Source organism: Streptomyces diversicolor (assembly GCF_057537855.1).
Genome location: NZ_BAAJXA010000024.1, coordinates 125,861 through 140,954, shown reverse-complemented (window position 1 = coordinate 140,954; position 15,094 = coordinate 125,861). Strand labels below are relative to the sequence as shown.

Genomic DNA, 15,094 nt, shown 5'->3' with positions numbered 1-15,094 from the left:
ATGACCCGCCCCACCCCCGCCACGCACACCCAGCTCGACCAGCTGCTCACCGGTCTCGTCGACCGGGTCGCCGAGGTCAACCACGCCGTGGTCCTCTCCGAGGACGGACTCGTCGTCAGCAAGTCCACCGGGTTCCCGCGCGACGACGCGGAGCGCCTTGCGGCGACCGCGTCCGGCCTGATGAGCCTCAGCAAGGGCGTCAGCATGGACTTCCGCGGCGGCCCGGTGCGCCAGGCGCTCATCGAGATGGCGAACGGCTTCCTGATCCTGACCTCCGCCGGACCGGGCGCCCATCTCGTCGTCCTCACCAGCCAGGGCGCGGACGTCGGCGTGGTGGCGTACCAGATGAACATGCTGGTGAAGAAGATCGGCGAGCATCTGAGCGCGGCACCGCGCGCGGGTGTCGTCGCCGCGTCCGACCGCGGCGAGTGAGGTGAGCGAAGGCGACCCGGCGGGCCGTCTGGTACGGCCGTTCACCCTGACCGGCGGGCGGACCCGGCCGAGCCGCGCCGACTTCACCCTCATCACCACGGTGACCGCCGTCGAACCGCAGCCCGCCTGGGCCGGGCGGCTCCGGCCCGAGCACACCCGCATCCTCAAGCGGTGCGCCCGGCCGATCGCCGTCGCGGAACTCGCCGCCCACCTCGACCTCCCGGTGAGCGTCGTCGTCATCCTGCTCTGCGACCTGCTGGAGGACGGCCGGATCACCGCCCGCCCGCCCCACCCCGTCTCCGGCAGCACACCCGACCTGGAACTGCTGCGGAAGGTCCGCGACGGCCTCGGCCGGCTCTGAGCAGGTCCAGTGAGTCCGCTGCGGTTCGACAGCGCCCCGAAGGGGCGCGGGGCTGTATTGATTTGCGGCTCCGCCGCGTGGGCACGACCGCCACGACGGTGCCGCAGACGACCGACGGCATATCCCGGCATTGCCAGCGGAGCGCTCAGGTCCGTTCCGCGGCCGTCGGGCCGGTTCTCCCGCTCAGACGAAAGGGCATCCCCGCCTCATGGTCAGCAAGATCGGCCGCCCGCTCCCCGGCTCCCCCGCCGGGGCGGTCGCCGCCCCGGACACCGTCAAGATCCTGATCGCCGGGGGGTTCGGCGTCGGCAAGACCACCATGGTCGGATCCGTCAGCGAGATCGTCCCGCTGCGCACGGAGGAACCGCTGACGGCCGCCGGCCTCGGCGTCGACGACCTCGACGGCATCGAGGAGAAACGGGCCACCACCGTCGCCCTGGACTTCGGCCGGATCAGCATCGGGCAGGATCTCGTGCTGTATCTGTTCGGCACCCCCGGGCAGCAGCGGTTCTGGTTCATGTGGAACGACCTGGCGATCGGCGCCCTGGGGGCGGTGGTCCTGGTCGATGTGCGCCGGCCGAGGACCAGCTTCGCCGCCATCGACTTCTTCGAGCGGCGGGGCATCCCGTTCGTGGTCGGCGTCAACGGCTTCCACGGCCGGCATCCGTACCCGGCCGACGACGTGCGCGACGCGCTCGCGCTGCCCGCGGACACCCCGGTGCTGTTGTGCGACGCACGGGAACGCGCGTCGTGCCGGGACGTGCTGATCGCCCTGATCGACCGGCTGATCGCCGCCGGGAGCGAGGACCACGCCGGCGACCGGTCCGGCTGACCGCGCGCCGCCGGGGACCGGGTGGCGGGCCTCACCCGGGGAGGGTGAGACCCAGGGCGGTCTGTCCGGGCGCCCCGCGGGTACCCGGGGACGATGCGGGGCGGTGCTCTGCGATGCCGGCGCGGAAGGGGCGAACGGGCCATGGCGGATGACTGGGTCCGGCGGATCACGGACCTCATCGAGCCGCTGCGGGTCCGACCCGGCTCGGCGGTACGCCTGGAGGACGACTTCGACCCCGGCTACCGGGCGGGCCTGCGCAAGAAGCAGGACGGCGTCGAGTTGCTGCGCGCGGGAGTCGACCTGCTCGCCGACTACCAACGGCGGCTGGCCGCCCAGGACACCTTCGGCGTGCTGGTCTGCCTCCAGGGACTGGACGCGGGAGGCAAGGACGGCACGATCCGGCACGTGATGAGCGGAATCAATCCGCAGGGTGTGCATGTGGCCGGGTTCAAGGTGCCCTCGGCGGAAGAACTCGACCACGACTATCTGTGGCGCTACGTCCGCCGGCTGCCCGCACGCGGTGAGATCGGCATCTTCAACCGGTCCCACTACGAAGAGGTCCTGGTGGTACGGGTGCACCCGGAGAACCTGACCCGGCAGAAGCTGCCCGCCGAGGCCCGGGGCCCGGACGTCTGGGAGCGGCGCTACCGGGAGATCAACGACTGGGAGCGCCATCTGACGGACAACGGCTTCCGGATCGTGAAGCTGTTCCTCAACCTGTCCAGGGAAGAGCAGCGGATCCGTTTCCTCAAGCGCATCGACGTACCCGAACGCAACTGGAAGTTCTCCCCGGCGGACGTCCGTGAGCGCGCCCACTGGGACGCCTACCAGGAGGCGTTCTCGCAGATGCTGTCCGCCACCAGCACGCCGTGGGCTCCCTGGTATGTGATCCCGGCCGACCACAAGTGGTTCGCGCGCGCCTGCGCGGCGGCCGTACTGGTGCGCACGCTGCGGGACATCGACCCGCGGTACCCCGAGGTCAGCGCCGCGACAAAGCGTGAACTCGCCGAGGTCCGACGGGAGTTGGAGCGTCAGGCCCCCGAAGGCGCGAAGCCCGACCCGTATGCCGCGTCCGGCACGGGGCGTACGCGTGAAGCGCAGAAGCCACAGGAGACGCGGCAGACCCAGCAGGCGAAGAAGGCAGGCAAGGCGGGGAAGGCCGCGGGGTCCGGGAACGGCGGGAAGTCCCGCGAGGTCCGGAAGTCCGGGAGGGCGGGCGGCGGGTCAGCGTAGCCTCCGCAGGGCGGCTCGCAGCGCGAAGGCCGTCGTCAGCTCCATCAGCCCGAGCAGGACCAGCCACAGGCCGAGCAGCCGGGTCAGCACCACCGCGGAGGCGGCGGGCAGCGCGAGCACCACGATGCCCGCGGCGACACCCAGCACGCCCGCGGCGAAGAGGACTCCGCGGTGCGGCAGTGCCTTGAAGGAGACGGCCGTGTACAGCGTGAGCATGCCGGAGACCAGCCAGGTCGCCCCGACGATCAGCGAGAGCGCGGCGATCGTCTGCAACGGGTGGCGCAGGCACAGCACACCGGCCAGGACGAACAGCAGGCCGACCAGCACCCCGGTGATCCGTTCGCCGTGTGCCTGCCCGGCGAAGGCGGTGACCAGCCGGAACACCCCGCTCAGCAGCAGGTAGAGGCCGACGATGACGGCCAGCACCTGAAGGGTCTCGTTCGGCCAGACCAGGATCAGGATGCCGGCCAGCAGGGTGACCAGGGCCGAGCCCAGGGTCCACAGCCAGGACGCGCCGAGTGCGGCCAGCACCTCCGCGACGTCCCGCTCCTGGCCCGGCGCACCGGGGTGCGGTCCCGGCGCCTCGGGGTGCGGCCTCGGTGCGTCGGGGTGCGGTCCCGGTGGGGATCCGGGCGGCCCCGGTGCGGAGGGGTGCGGCCCGGGTGCGGAAGGGTGCGGCCCGGGTGCGCCTCGCGGTCCCGGTCGAGGCGGTTCGGTCATGGCTCCTCCTCACCTGATGGTGCGGTTCGGGGCGGATCCCCGACGGCACGGCTCGGGGCGGTCCCCGACGGCACGGCGGTTCATTCCGGCAGCCGGCGCATCTCCAGGACGCACAGGCCCAGCGACTGGCACCGGGCCAGCAGCCCGTACAGGTGCGCCTCGTCCACCACCGGCCCGTACAGCAGGGTCTGGCCGGACACGAGGACGTGGTCCAGCTCGGGAAATGCCTCGGCGAGCGTCTTGGACAGATGCCCGTCGACACGGATCTCGTACCGCATGAGCTGTTCTCCCCGCGGGTGGCGTGTACGCCGGCGAACTGTGCCCTTTCCCGCGATCGTGCGCCCCGCGGGGCGCCACGGCCTCACCCGGCACAGGTGATACCGCCGCTGCGCCTCACAGCAGGCGCAGTGCGCGGGCCCGGCGGACCGCGTCCGCCCGCCGGTTCACCGAGAGCTTGCGGTAGACGCTCTTGAGGTGGGTCTTGACGGTGTTCACGGACACGTACAGGTCCGCCGCGATCTCCTCGGTGGACATGAGCTGCGCGAGCCGGCACAGCACATCGCGCTCGCGCGGGCTCAGCTCCTCGACGACCGGGGCGGGCCGCGGGCCGGGCTCGTCGCGGGCTCCCCCGCCGTCCGCGGCGAGCCAGTCGTGGGCCGGGGCGGTGGCGAGCAGGGGCCGCAGCCACGGGCCGGCTTCGCGAAACGGCCGGCGCAGCCGCTCGCGGTACGCCTCGCGCAGCGCCCGGGCGACCAGCCGGCGGGCGGCGGGGGCGTCCCCGGCCCGGTCGGCGGCCTCGGCACGTACGAGGGTGGCCCGCACGGTCAGCGCGGGGCCGGCCGCGGCCGGCAGCGCGTCGAGCAGGCCGAGGGCCGCGCGGGTGTCGCCCGCCGCGAGCCGGGCCCGTGCGGCCGCCACGGCGCAGTGGGGCAGGCGACGGTCGACGGGTTCCAGGGCGGCCGCCGCCGCGTGCGGATCGCCGTCGGCCAGCCGGGCCGCGGAGGCGATCAGGGCGGCGTGGTCCTCGGCCCAGGGGGAGGCGACCGCGGCCGTGGCGCGGTCGGCGGATGCGGCGACGGCGGCACCGGGATCGCCCCGGGCCAGCAGCAGCCGGGCCGTGGCGAGGGCCCGGCCCGCCGCCACGACGGGGTCAGCGGTGCCGTCGCCGTCCGCGGCGACCTGGTCGAGCAGGGCCTGGGCCGCGTCCAGTTCGTCGCGTTCGACGGCCACGGCGGCCAGGACCAGCCTGCCGACGGCGGAGCGGGCGGGCGCGGGCAGCCCGTACCGGTCCGCCTCCCGCAGCGCGGTGAGCGCCCTTCGCTCCGCCCCGGCCGTCCGGCCGGCCAGCCAGTCGATCAGCGCGAGATGACCGAGGGCGTCCTGGCGGGGCAGTGCGGTGGCGGCGCCGCCCGGTCGGGTGACCGCCTCGGCGAGCGCGGCCCGCGCCTGATCGATGTGTCCGGCCCACAGCCGCGCCGAGCCGATGTGCGCCAGCAGCAGGGCGAGCAGTTCGGGGTGCCGGTCCAGGCGTTCGGCCGGCACGGACCGGCTCAGGTCCCGGGCGCGTGCGGCGGCCCGTTCGGCCCGGTCGGGGGCGCCGGTCAGGCGTGCCGCGAACGCCTCCAGGAGGGCGCAGCCGAGCCGTTCGGGCACATGGTCGTCCGGGCCGTCGCCGTCGAGGAGTTGTGCGGCGTGGCGCAGCCGGGCCAGCCCGTGGCCCAGGTCCCGGCCGGCCAACTCGCGGGCCGCGAGGACGAGTTCCTGGGCGGGGCTGTCGGCGCCCGCGGTCATGCGGGCGAACGGCGAGGCCAGGTCGTCGGGGCAGTGGCCGGTGAACAGCCGGCCGATCGCGAGGTCGTCGACGAGTGCGCGGGCGGCGAACTCCCAGTCCCCGGCGGCGCAGCCGTGGGCAAGCGTCTCCGTGAGCGATCCGTACCGGCTCAGCCAGCGTGCGGCCCTGCGGTGCAGTTCGGTCTCCAGTCCGGGGTGCCGCACCCGCAGATGGGCCCGCAGGATCTCCGCGAACAGCGGGTGCAGCCGGTACCACGTCTGTCCGAGGGGTTCGATGAAGGCGTTCTCCCGGCACAGCCGGACCAGGATCCGCTCGGCGTCGCACCGTCCGGTCAGCGCGTCGGCGAGCCCCGGCCGGAACCGTTCCACGACGCTCACGCGCAGCAGCAGGTCCTGGGTCCCGGCGGGCTGCCGGCTGAGCACTTCGGCGAGCAGATAGTCGGCGACGATACTGTGTCCGGCCTCGAACTCCTTCAGGCAGCGCTCCGGGTCGGTGCTCTGCCGCGCGGCCAGGGCGCACAGCCGCAGTCCTGCGGCCCAGCCCCGGGTGCGGCGGACCAGGGCGTGCACGGCGTCCTCGGTGAGCCGCAGGCCGTGGGACGCCAGCAGGGTGGCCGCCTCCTCGACGGTGAACGCCAGTTCCGCGCCGCGGATCTCGGTGATGGTGCCGGCCGCCCGGTGGCGGTGCAGCGGGAGCAGCGGTTCGCTGCGGGTGACGAGGACGAGCCGCAGCCCGGCCGCGGCGTGGTGCAGCACGAACTCCAGTTGTCCGGCGATGTCCGCGCTGGGCACCCGCTCGAACTCGTCGACGACGACGATCGCGGGGTCGGCGCGGTCTTTCAGGTCGGCCGCGAGCCGCGCCAGCAGCGCCCGGTCGACGCTTGCGGGGTGTGCCGGGGAGCCGATGCCGGGCGACGGCCCGGGGCCCGCGGCCCGCAGGGCCTGGAGCAGATACGCCCAGAACAGTCCGGGTGCCCGGTCCGCCGGGTCGGCGGTGAGCCAGGCCACCGGCCGGTCCAGGTGCGCGGCCCAGTCGGCGACCAGGAGCGTCTTGCCCGCCCCGGCCGGCCCGTCGACCAGCGTCAGCGGTGTGCGAAGGCCCTGGTCGAGGCGGTCCGTCAGACGCGCGCGGCGCAGGAAGGTGGGGGGCCGTGCGGGGGCGGCGAAGCGGGTGCCGAGGAAGGGTTCGCCGCGGGGGTCGACGCGTGGATCCGGTGCGGTGCGGTCCCGGTGCGCACGGGCCATGGCGCTCACCACCACCGTCCGTCAGGTCGTGGCCGACGGTCCTTCCGGTCAGTGTGTCAGCCGCGCCGGGCATGTGCGCGCCGACCGATCCGGACGTATGTGCGATTATGACGCCCCGGCCCCGCCCCCGTGGCCGGAGTGCGCCGCCCCGGTACGGACGGCAGGATGGAGGCGCCCGCGGGTCACACCCACGGCCTTGACATCGAGCGCACTCCAGCTCCTAGCGTCACGGACAGCGAAGGTCACACCCACGGAAAGGCCGGAACTCAGATGGAACAGCGCAGTCTGCGGGATCTCCGGGTGTCCGCCATCGGCCTCGGTTGCATGGGGATGTCCGCGTTCTACGGCACAGCCGACCAGGACGAGGGTCTGCGGACCATCCAGCACGCACTCGACCTGGGCATCGACTTCCTGGACACCGCGCAGATGTACGGGCCGCTCACCAACGAATCGCTCGTCGGCCGCGCGATCAAAGGACATCGCGACGCGTATGTGATCGCGACGAAGTTCAACTACCGGATGGACGACGCCGTGCCCGGCGACATGAGCACGGTCGGACGCCAGGACGGCTCGCCCGCGCATGTACGCGACTCCGTCCACGGCTCGCTGCAACGGCTCGGCACCGACCACATCGACCTCTACTACCAGCACCGGGTCGACCCTCAGGTGCCGATCGAGGAGACCGTCGGCGCCATGGCGGAGCTGGTCGCGGAGGGCAAGGTGCGGCACATCGGGCTGAGCGAGGCGAGCGCGGAGACCATCCGCCGCGCGCACGCCGTCCACCCCGTCACCGCGGTGCAGAGCGAGTACTCGCTGTGGACGCGGGACCCGGAGGCCGAGGTGCTGCCCGTCTGCCGGGAACTCGGCATCGGGTTCGTCCCCTACTCGCCGCTCGGCCGAGGCTTCCTGGCCGGCCGGTTCTCCTCGCCCGAGGACCTGGACGAGGGCGACTTCCGCCGCAGCGGCCCCCGGTTCACCGGGGACAACCTGCGGCAGAATCTGCGCCTCGCGGACAAGGTGAAGGAGATCGCCGCGGAGAAAGAGGTGACGCCGGCCCAGCTGGCGATCGCCTGGGTGCTGGCCCAGGGCGACGACCTGGTGCCGATCCCGGGGACCAAGCGCCGCGGCTATCTGGAGCAGAACGCGGCCGCCGTCGACGTCGAACTGACCGCGGACGATCTCGCCCGCATCGACGCGGAGCTCCCCGAGGCCGCCGGGGACCGCTACGACGAGGCGGGCATGCGGACCGTGAACCGCTGAAGCCCGGCGAACGCGCCACCCCGGCGGCCCGTCCCGCCGCGGGCCGAGCGCGGGCCAGACTCCGGCGACGTTCCCGGGTGTGTGCCGCACCGGTGCGCAAGTGCAGTGACCGCGCGGCGAGTTCGCGATACGCCGCGGTGGCGCTCTGGGCCGGCTTCCCTTGAGCAGGGGGTGCGTTGCCGGTCGGGTGCGACTGCGTTGCGGCCGGTCGCGCCCACGCGGCGAAGCCGCATGGTGCCACAGCCCCGCGCCCTTGAGCTGGTGCCGGGCCGGAAGGCCGACGATGCGCGAGGAGGCGTACCCACCGCTCACCGCCGGTGACAGCGCGGGCAGCCGGGCGCGCGGCCGGGACACCGCCCCGGACAGCATGGGCGAGTTGGTGGCCGCGAGGCGCGGAATGCGGCCCGCGGCGTCGGCGGGGCGCGGCGCCCGGTCGCGTCGGCGCGGGCGAGGGTGTCGCGCGCCTGGGCGACGGCCTCGGCTCCTTCGTAGGACGCGGTCCGCACTCCCGCGATGCCGCGTTCGAACAGCGGAGGCGCCGAAGTGCCGCTCGATCCGCCCGAGTCGCGTGCTCGCCACCGCCTCCATCCCCCTTTTTCACCCCCGGGGAGGATCACATCGAGAGGTGGTTATCATATGAGCGCCGCCTAGCTCGAAAGATAGATCTGTGACTGTCACCGAGGACTCGTTCACCAACTGGAAGAACCGCGAGGAGATCGCGGAGTCGATGATCCCGCTCATCGGGAAGCTGCACCGGGAGCGCGACGTCACCGTCCTGCTCCACAGCCGCTCCCTGGTGAACAAGTCGGTGGTCAGCATCCTCAAGACCCACCGGTTCGCCCGGCAGATCGCCGGCGAGGAGCTGTCCGTCACCGAGACCATGCCGTTCCTGCGGGCGCTGACCGCGCTGGACCTCGGCCCGTCCCAGATCGACATCGGCATGCTCGCCGCGACGTACCGCGGCGACGGGCGGGGCCTGTCCGTCGCCGACTTCACCGCCGAGGCCGTCGCCGGTGCCATGGGCGCCGCCAAGCCGGAGCGCCGCGAGGGCCGCGATGTCGTCCTCTACGGCTTCGGCCGCATCGGCCGGCTCGTCGCCCGCCTGCTCATCGAGAAGGCGGGGTCCGGCAACGGCCTGCGGCTGCGCGCCATCGTGGTGCGCGGTGACGCCGGCCGGGCGGCCGAGGACATCGTCAAGCGCGCCTCGCTGCTGCGCCGCGACTCCATCCACGGCCAGTTCCAGGGCACGATCACGGTCGACGAGGCGAACGGCACGATCATCGCCAACGGCAACGTGATCAAGGTGATCCACGCCGACGACCCCACGTCCGTGGACTACACGGCGTACGGCATCAAGGACGCCATCCTCATCGACAACACCGGCAGGTGGCGCGACCGCGCGGGCCTGTCGCAGCATCTGCGCCCCGGCATCGACAAGGTGGTCCTCACCGCGCCGGGCAAGGACGACATCCCCAACATCGTGCACGGCGTCAACCACGACACGATCAAACCGGACGAGCGGATCCTGTCCTGCGCGTCCTGCACCACCAACGCGATCGTTCCGCCGCTGAAGGCCATGGACGACGAGTACGGGGTGCTGCGGGGACATGTGGAGACCGTCCACTCGTTCACCAACGACCAGAACCTGCTGGACAATTACCACAAGTCCGAGCGCCGTGGCCGCTCGGCGCCGCTCAACATGGTCATCACCGAGACCGGTGCGGCCTCCGCGGTCGCCAAGGCGCTGCCCGGCCTCAAGGCCGGCATCACGGGCAGCTCGATCCGGGTGCCGGTGCCGGACGTCTCGATCGCGATCCTCAATCTGCGCCTCGCCCGGCCGACCACCCGCGAGCAGGTGCTCGACCACCTGCGGAACATGTCGCTGACCTCGCCGCTCAAGCGCCAGATCGACTTCATCAACGCGCCCGACGCGGTGTCGAGCGACTTCATCGGCTCCCGCCACGCCTCGATCGTGGACGCCGGCGCCACCAAGGTGGACGGCGACAACGCGATCCTCTACCTCTGGTACGACAACGAGTTCGGCTACTCCTGCCAGGTCGTCCGGGTCGTCCAGCACGTCTCCGGCGTGGAGTACCCCACCTACCCGGCCCCGGCGGTCTGACCCCGGCGCGGTCCCCGCGAGCCGCCCGCCACCGTACGCACCCCCGTGATGCCGTCGACCGACACCGGTCGACGGCATCACGCCTTTCGGCCACCGGCCGGCCGCGCCGCGGCACAGCGGACCGAACCGGCGCACGCGCCGGCGGCGCACCGGGCCCGGTCGAGGCCGAAGTGCCGGTGCGCGCAGGGTGGTTGACGGCTCCACCGCCGCCTGTCATGGTCTGGACCTAGCACGCCGGCAGACCGCGCAGCACCCCTTCCCCATCCGGTCCGCCCGGCCGCACGGTTCCGCTCGTCACGCCCTCGCCCGCCCCGGCTCTGCCCCGCGCACAAGCCGCTCGGCGGCGCCGCCCGACGGCCCGCCGGTGTGTCCGCACTCCGTCTCCCCACTCTCAAGGAGCCACGTCCACCATGGCCACCCCCCACGCCGGCCGACCGTCCGGCAGACGCATCGCCCCCGCCCGCACCCTGGTCGGCGCCGTCCTCGCCGCCCTGTTCGCCACCCTGTTCGCCACGACTCCCGCCCGGGCCGCCGACGGCCAGATCACCGGGCTCGCCGGAAAGTGCGTCGACGTGGCCGGCGCCAACAGCGCCAACGGCACCGCCGTACAGCTCTACGACTGCAACGGCACCGGCGCCCAGCGCTGGTCCAACCCGGGCGACGGAACCCTGCGCGCGTTCGGCAAGTGCCTCGACGTGGTCGACCGCGGCACCGCGGACGGCGCCGCCGTGCAGGTGTGGGACTGCTCGGGCGGCGCCAACCAGCAGTGGGTGGTCACCGCCGCCCACGACATCGTGAACCCGGCCGCCGACAAGTGCCTGGACGTGCGGGACAACAACAGCGCCAACGGGACCCGGCTGCAGATCTGGACTTGCTCGGGCGGCGCCAACCAGAAGTGGAACGCCCCGGCGAGCGGCGGGGGCGGCAGCCCGTCCGGATTCGTGGTCGGCGAGGCGCAGTTCAACCAGATGTTCCCGAGCCGGAACCCGTTCTACACCTACAGCGGGCTGACCGCCGCGCTCGGCGCCTACCCCGGCTTCGCGAACACCGGCAGCGACACCGTCAAGAAGCAGGAGGCCGCGGCCTTCCTCGCCAACGTCAACCACGAGACCGGCGGCCTCGTCCACATCGTCGAGCAGAACACCGCCAACTACCCCCACTACTGCGACGGGAACCAGCCCTACGGCTGCCCCGCCGGCCAGGCCGCCTACTACGGCCGCGGCCCCATCCAGCTCAGCTGGAACTTCAACTACAAGGCCGCGGGCGACGCCCTCGGCATCGACCTGCTGAACAACCCCTGGCAGGTCGAGAACAACGCCTCCGTCGCCTGGAAGACCGGCCTGTGGTACTGGAACACCCAGTCGGGCCCCGGCACCATGACCCCGCACAACGCCATGGTCGGCGGCGCCGGCTTCGGCCAGACCATCCGCTCCATCAACGGCTCCCTCGAATGCGACGGCCGCAACCCCGCCCAGGTCCAGAGCCGCGTCGACGCCTACCAGCGCTTCACCCAGATCCTCGGCGTCACCCCCGGCGCCAACCTCTACTGCTGAGCCGCCGCTCCCCCACCCGGGAGAAACGTCAACGGCGGTCCAGGCCCTCGACGAGACGGGCGAGCTTGTCGAGGGCCATCCGGGTGCCGAGTTCGTTGTCCTCGCGCGGGACGACATCCGGGATGCCCTCGTGGCACATGACGACCTCGGTGCCGCCGTCCTGGTCGGTGAGCGAGGTCGTCAGCGTCATCGCACCGCGCAGCGCCTCCTCGTCCGTCTCGAACTCGATGGTCTCCACGATCAGTTCGTTGGGCACGAGCCGGGTGAAGCGACCGTGATACGTGTCCGTGCGCGGGCCGGACTTTCCCGTGCCGTGCGGGTCGTCGTAGGTGAGGGACACCCGGAACGCGCCGTCCTCGCGGGCGTCGAAGCGGTGCACGACGGCGGTCATGCCGTCGGGCACCCGCCACACGGCGACCGCGGCCGGATCGAGCAGGGACCGGTAGACGGCGGCACGGGGCGCCCGCACGCGCCGGGAGACTCGGGTGGCATACATGCCGTCACCGTACTGCGCCCCACCGACAACCGCGGCCCGGACGTGCGCCGGGCCGCGGGGCCGTGTCCCGGGCGTCAGACGAGATGGGCGAAGACCACCAGGTTCTCCGTGTAGTCCCCGGCCGTGTGGTCGTAGTCCCCGGCGCAGGTGATCAGGCGCGCCTCGGCGCGGGGCGTGTCGGCGTAGACCCGGCGGTTCGGGAAGGCGTCCTTCTCGAACGTCTCGGCGCTGTCGACGACGAAGACGGCGTCCTTCCCGTCGGCGCGCCGCACCGTGAACCGGTCGCCGGTGGCCAGTTCCTCCAGTCCGGCGAAGACGGCAGCGGACGTCTTGGTGTCCACGTGTCCCGCGATGATCGCGGTGCCGGTCTCTCCGGGGGCGGCGCCCTTGGCGTACCAGCCGACGAGGTTCACGTCGTCGGCGGGCGGCGGCTGCAACTGCCCCGACGCGTTCAGGGCGAGGTCGGTGAACGGGGCGTCGACATCGATCTTCGGGATGAGCAGCCGCGTCGGCCGGGCACGGGGCAGATGTTTTCCGGTCGGCCGGGACACGGACGTGGCGCCCTGGGCCTGCGCCGGTTCGGCGCTGTGATGTGTCTTCCCACCGATCAGGCCGGCGACCAGCAGAACGATCGCGACACCCCACACCACCAGGTGCCCGGAGGAGTGCGATCCCTGCTCGGCGGGGGTCGGGGACGAGTCGGGAGCTGCCATCGGACACCACCTCACTAGAGCACGGCAGCGCAGCGGTCACGACGTGCGGGCTGTCGGCCGCCGGCACGAGCGCTCGGCGGCCGCGGCCCGTGAGTCGCCATTGCGGGTCAGAACACCGACCCGTCGGCGTGCTTGCGGCGCAGCGCGTAGACGCCGGCGCCGAGGAAGGCCACGACGGCCAGGCCGCCGGCGGTGACACCCGAGGTGGCCAGTGCGCCGCCACCGGTGTGCATGCCGCCGTTGGGCCGGTCCTCCCGGTCGCCCCCGCCCCACGAGTCCTTGTTGCGTTCGCCGTCCGCGCCCTTCTCGTTGCCGTTGCCCTTGCCGGAGTTGTCCCTGTACGTCTCGGGGTCGAACCTGCTGTTGCCGCCGCTGTCCGTGTTCCAGCTGTCGTTCACGGCCGTGCTGAGCGCACCGCCGCCCGTGTGCACGCCGCCCCGCGGCTCACCGCCCCGGTCGCCGTGGGCCTTCGCCGCCGCGAGGGCGCCGCCGCCGGTGTGCACGCCGCCGCGCGGCTCTTCGCGCCGGTTCTCACCCCGGTTCTCGCCCCGGTTCTCTCCCCTCTCCTCGTCCTTGTCCTCGCCACCACGGGCCGGCAGCGCGCTGAGCGCGCCACCACCGGTGTGCACTCCACCACGCGGCTCCCCGCGCCGGTTCTCGCCCCGGTTCTCGCCTCTGTTCTCACCCCTCTCCTCACCCCGGTCCTCGTCACCACGGCTCAGCAGCCCGGCGAGCGCGCCACCACCGGTGTGCACTCCACCACGCGGCTCCTCGCGCCGGTTCTCGCCCCGGTTCTCGCCTCTGTTCTCACCCCTCTCCTCATCCCGGTCCTCGTCACCACGGCTCAGCAGCCCGGTGAGCGCGCCACCACCGGTGTGCACTCCACCACGCGGCTCTTCGCCCCTGTTCTCACCCCGGTTGTTCTCACCCCGGTTGTTCTCGCCCCGGTTGTTCTCACCCCGGTTGTTCTCGCCCCGGTCCTCGTCACCACGAGCCGGGAGCGCGGTGAGCGCACCGCCGCCCGTGTGCACGCCGCCGCGCGGCCGGTCCTCGCGGCCGTCACCGCGTGCGTCCACCGAGGTGAGCGCGCCGCCGCCGGTGTGCAGTCCACCCCGCGGCTCACCGCCTCGGTCCTCGTCGCCGCGACCCGTCAGTGCGGTGAGGGCGCCACCGCCCGTGTGCAATCCGCCACGCGGTTCGTCGCGCCTGCTGTCGTTGCCTTTCTCCTTGTTGTACGAAGAATCACCACGGCCTCCTTCGTCGCCGCCCGAGGCAAGGGCGACGGGGGCGGTGATCGCGATGGCGGCCGAGGCGACCGCCGTGGCCAGGATCATGCGAGCAGAATGCATCAGGGAATCCTTCCGCCGTGGCACGGGCAGCCGATACCGCATCAGCTGGGATCACCCGGGCTCCGACATGAACCACCGTCAAGCACACACTCCGCTCGCACCATCCGGGCCGCCCAGCCGGGTTACCGTCGCACTCCACCCGGCCCACTGGGCCCCGGTCCGGGGCACAGTGCCGGTATGACCCCACAGGACACACACCCTCTGGCCCAGGGCCGAGTCGCGACCCGGCTCCCCGCGCAGGACCTGGAGCGCGCGCGGCGCTTCTACTCCGAAAAGCTCGGCCTGGAGCCGGTCGACGAACGGCCCGGCGGCCTGCTCTACCGGTGCGCAGCCGGGGAATTCCAGCTCTTCCGTTCGGCCGGCGCCTCGCCCGGAACGTTCACCCAGATGTCGTGGCAGGTCGACGACATCGAGACGGTCGTATCGGAACTGCGGCGTCGCGGAGTGGTGTTCGAGGAGTTCGAGCTGGCCGCGGAGTACGGCGGCGGCCGGACGAGGGACGGGATCGCCGAGGTCCGGGGGCACTACCGGGGCACGGGCGCACGGGGCGACCGCGGGGCCTGGTTCCGCGACAGCGAGGGGAACATGCTGAGCATCGGCCAACCGGTCTACTGACCCGCTCGCGACACACGGCGCGGCGCGCCCGGTTCCACTCGTGACGCGCGGCGCGGCCGGTTCCGCTCGGGACACGTGACGCGGCGCGGCGGTTCCGCTCAGTCGCGAGCCCCGCGGCGACGGTCGCGCCCAGCTCCCAGCACGCCTCGATGTCACCCTTGGCGGGCCCGCCCGTCACGGTGACGGGCTCGGCAGCGCGGCGCCGACCGGAACCGGTGGTGATCGACTCGATCCCGCGGACCGCCCCGGTGACGTCGTTCCCGCCGGGCACGCAGCAGCCGAAGGACCGGCCGCGGTCTCGTCGCCGTGGCGGGACTCCCGCGCGCGAAACGGCGCCCGGCGCGGCGCTCGACGCGCCGGGCCGGGCGCCGG

General features: G+C 73.0%; 14 protein-coding genes and 1 pseudogene. 8 read left to right on the top strand and 7 right to left on the bottom strand.

The window, feature by feature from the left end; genetic code table 11:
* The 4 genes from AC27LF_RS27235 to AC27LF_RS27220 all read left to right on the top strand — a co-directional run bounded on the left by AC27LF_RS27235 (position 1) and on the right by AC27LF_RS27220 (position 2,858).
* The gene (locus tag AC27LF_RS27235) at positions 1 to 432 is read left to right on the top strand and encodes a roadblock/LC7 domain-containing protein (RefSeq protein ID WP_479660955.1); all 432 of its coding nucleotides are present in this window, start codon (positions 1 to 3) and stop codon (positions 430 to 432) included.
* Position 433: 1 nt separating this feature from the next.
* Entirely contained in the window at positions 434 to 793 is a 360-nt protein-coding gene (locus AC27LF_RS27230) for a DUF742 domain-containing protein (RefSeq protein ID WP_479660954.1), read from the top strand.
* 208 nt (positions 794 to 1,001) lie between these two features.
* Positions 1,002 to 1,625 carry a GTP-binding protein gene (locus tag AC27LF_RS27225; protein ID WP_479660953.1) on the top strand — a complete coding sequence of 208 codons (624 nt, stop codon included), beginning with the start codon at positions 1,002 to 1,004 and terminating at the stop codon, positions 1,623 to 1,625.
* 141 nt (positions 1,626 to 1,766) lie between these two features.
* The gene (locus AC27LF_RS27220) at positions 1,767 to 2,858 is read left to right on the top strand and encodes a polyphosphate kinase 2 family protein (RefSeq protein ID WP_479660952.1); all 1,092 of its coding nucleotides are present in this window, start codon (positions 1,767 to 1,769) and stop codon (positions 2,856 to 2,858) included.
* Here AC27LF_RS27220 and AC27LF_RS27215 read toward each other — a convergent pair.
* The 3 genes from AC27LF_RS27215 to AC27LF_RS27205 all read right to left on the bottom strand — a co-directional run bounded on the left by AC27LF_RS27215 (position 2,850) and on the right by AC27LF_RS27205 (position 6,614).
* A complete protein-coding gene (locus AC27LF_RS27215) occupies positions 2,850 to 3,389 on the bottom strand; it encodes an HdeD family acid-resistance protein (protein ID WP_479660951.1) in 540 nt (179 codons plus the stop codon). The genes AC27LF_RS27220 and AC27LF_RS27215 overlap by 9 nt on opposite strands.
* 269 nt (positions 3,390 to 3,658) lie before the next feature.
* On the bottom strand, positions 3,659 to 3,856 hold the full coding sequence (locus tag AC27LF_RS27210; protein WP_479660950.1) for a hypothetical protein: 198 nt from the start codon (positions 3,854 to 3,856) through the stop codon (positions 3,659 to 3,661).
* Between the two features lie 115 nt (positions 3,857 to 3,971).
* Positions 3,972 to 6,614 (bottom strand): winged helix-turn-helix domain-containing protein, encoded by a 2,643-nt coding sequence (locus AC27LF_RS27205; protein WP_479660949.1) that lies wholly within the window; start codon positions 6,612 to 6,614, stop codon positions 3,972 to 3,974.
* A gap of 270 nt (positions 6,615 to 6,884) precedes the next feature.
* On the opposite strand from AC27LF_RS27205, the gene AC27LF_RS27200 reads away from it, so the two are divergent.
* From AC27LF_RS27200 to AC27LF_RS27190, 3 genes are all read left to right on the top strand, one after another.
* A complete protein-coding gene (locus tag AC27LF_RS27200) occupies positions 6,885 to 7,874 on the top strand; it encodes an aldo/keto reductase (protein ID WP_479660948.1) in 990 nt (329 codons plus the stop codon).
* Positions 7,875 to 8,541: 667 nt separating this feature from the next.
* Positions 8,542 to 9,996: a glyceraldehyde-3-phosphate dehydrogenase gene (locus AC27LF_RS27195; protein ID WP_479660947.1), complete on the top strand. Its 1,455-nt coding sequence runs from the start codon at positions 8,542 to 8,544 to the stop codon at positions 9,994 to 9,996.
* Positions 9,997 to 10,406: 410 nt separating this feature from the next.
* Positions 10,407 to 11,549, top strand: a complete 1,143-nt coding sequence (locus AC27LF_RS27190; RefSeq protein WP_479660946.1) for a glycoside hydrolase family 19 protein — start codon at positions 10,407 to 10,409, stop codon at positions 11,547 to 11,549.
* A gap of 28 nt (positions 11,550 to 11,577) precedes the next feature.
* Here the strand turns inward: AC27LF_RS27190 and AC27LF_RS27185 are convergent, their stop codons facing one another.
* The 3 genes from AC27LF_RS27185 to AC27LF_RS27175 form a co-directional block, all read right to left on the bottom strand.
* On the bottom strand, positions 11,578 to 12,045 hold the full coding sequence (locus AC27LF_RS27185; protein ID WP_479660945.1) for an SRPBCC family protein: 468 nt from the start codon (positions 12,043 to 12,045) through the stop codon (positions 11,578 to 11,580).
* A gap of 74 nt (positions 12,046 to 12,119) precedes the next feature.
* Entirely contained in the window at positions 12,120 to 12,758 is a 639-nt protein-coding gene (locus AC27LF_RS27180; RefSeq protein ID WP_479660944.1) for a class F sortase, read from the bottom strand.
* A 107-nt stretch (positions 12,759 to 12,865) separates the two neighbouring features.
* Positions 12,866 to 14,107, bottom strand: coding sequence for a hypothetical protein (locus tag AC27LF_RS27175; RefSeq protein WP_487231278.1), 1,242 nt, complete (start codon positions 14,105 to 14,107; stop codon positions 12,866 to 12,868).
* Between the two features lie 177 nt (positions 14,108 to 14,284).
* Here AC27LF_RS27175 and AC27LF_RS27170 point away from each other — a divergent pair, with 177 nt between their 5' ends.
* Positions 14,285 to 14,722 carry a VOC family protein gene (locus AC27LF_RS27170; protein WP_479660942.1) on the top strand — a complete coding sequence of 146 codons (438 nt, stop codon included), beginning with the start codon at positions 14,285 to 14,287 and terminating at the stop codon, positions 14,720 to 14,722.
* 106 nt (positions 14,723 to 14,828) lie between these two features.
* On the opposite strand, the pseudogene AC27LF_RS27165 reads toward AC27LF_RS27170, so the two are convergent.
* Positions 14,829 to 15,017: pseudogene (locus tag AC27LF_RS27165) on the bottom strand (flavodoxin family protein); the annotation flags it as partial.
* Between the last annotated feature and the right edge of the window lie 77 nt (positions 15,018 to 15,094).

What these genes read in the sequence shown, in the direction of transcription:
- AC27LF_RS27210 (WP_479660950.1), bottom strand. Translation starts at nt 3,856, where the DNA reads ATGCGGTACGAGATCCGTGTCGACGGGCATCTGTCCAAGACGCTCGCC.
- AC27LF_RS27225 (WP_479660953.1), top strand. Translation starts at nt 1,002, where the DNA reads ATGGTCAGCAAGATCGGCCGCCCGCTCCCCGGCTCCCCCGCCGGGGCG.
- AC27LF_RS27235 (WP_479660955.1), top strand. Translation starts at nt 1, where the DNA reads ATGACCCGCCCCACCCCCGCCACGCACACCCAGCTCGACCAGCTGCTC.
- AC27LF_RS27190 (WP_479660946.1), top strand. Translation starts at nt 10,407, where the DNA reads ATGGCCACCCCCCACGCCGGCCGACCGTCCGGCAGACGCATCGCCCCC.
- AC27LF_RS27220 (WP_479660952.1), top strand. Translation starts at nt 1,767, where the DNA reads ATGGCGGATGACTGGGTCCGGCGGATCACGGACCTCATCGAGCCGCTG.
- AC27LF_RS27185 (WP_479660945.1), bottom strand. Translation starts at nt 12,045, where the DNA reads ATGTATGCCACCCGAGTCTCCCGGCGCGTGCGGGCGCCCCGTGCCGCC.
- AC27LF_RS27180 (WP_479660944.1), bottom strand. Translation starts at nt 12,758, where the DNA reads ATGGCAGCTCCCGACTCGTCCCCGACCCCCGCCGAGCAGGGATCGCAC.
- AC27LF_RS27170 (WP_479660942.1), top strand. Translation starts at nt 14,285, where the DNA reads ATGACCCCACAGGACACACACCCTCTGGCCCAGGGCCGAGTCGCGACC.
- AC27LF_RS27205 (WP_479660949.1), bottom strand. Translation starts at nt 6,614, where the DNA reads ATGGCCCGTGCGCACCGGGACCGCACCGCACCGGATCCACGCGTCGAC.
- AC27LF_RS27200 (WP_479660948.1), top strand. Translation starts at nt 6,885, where the DNA reads ATGGAACAGCGCAGTCTGCGGGATCTCCGGGTGTCCGCCATCGGCCTC.
- AC27LF_RS27175 (WP_487231278.1), bottom strand. Translation starts at nt 14,107, where the DNA reads ATGCATTCTGCTCGCATGATCCTGGCCACGGCGGTCGCCTCGGCCGCC.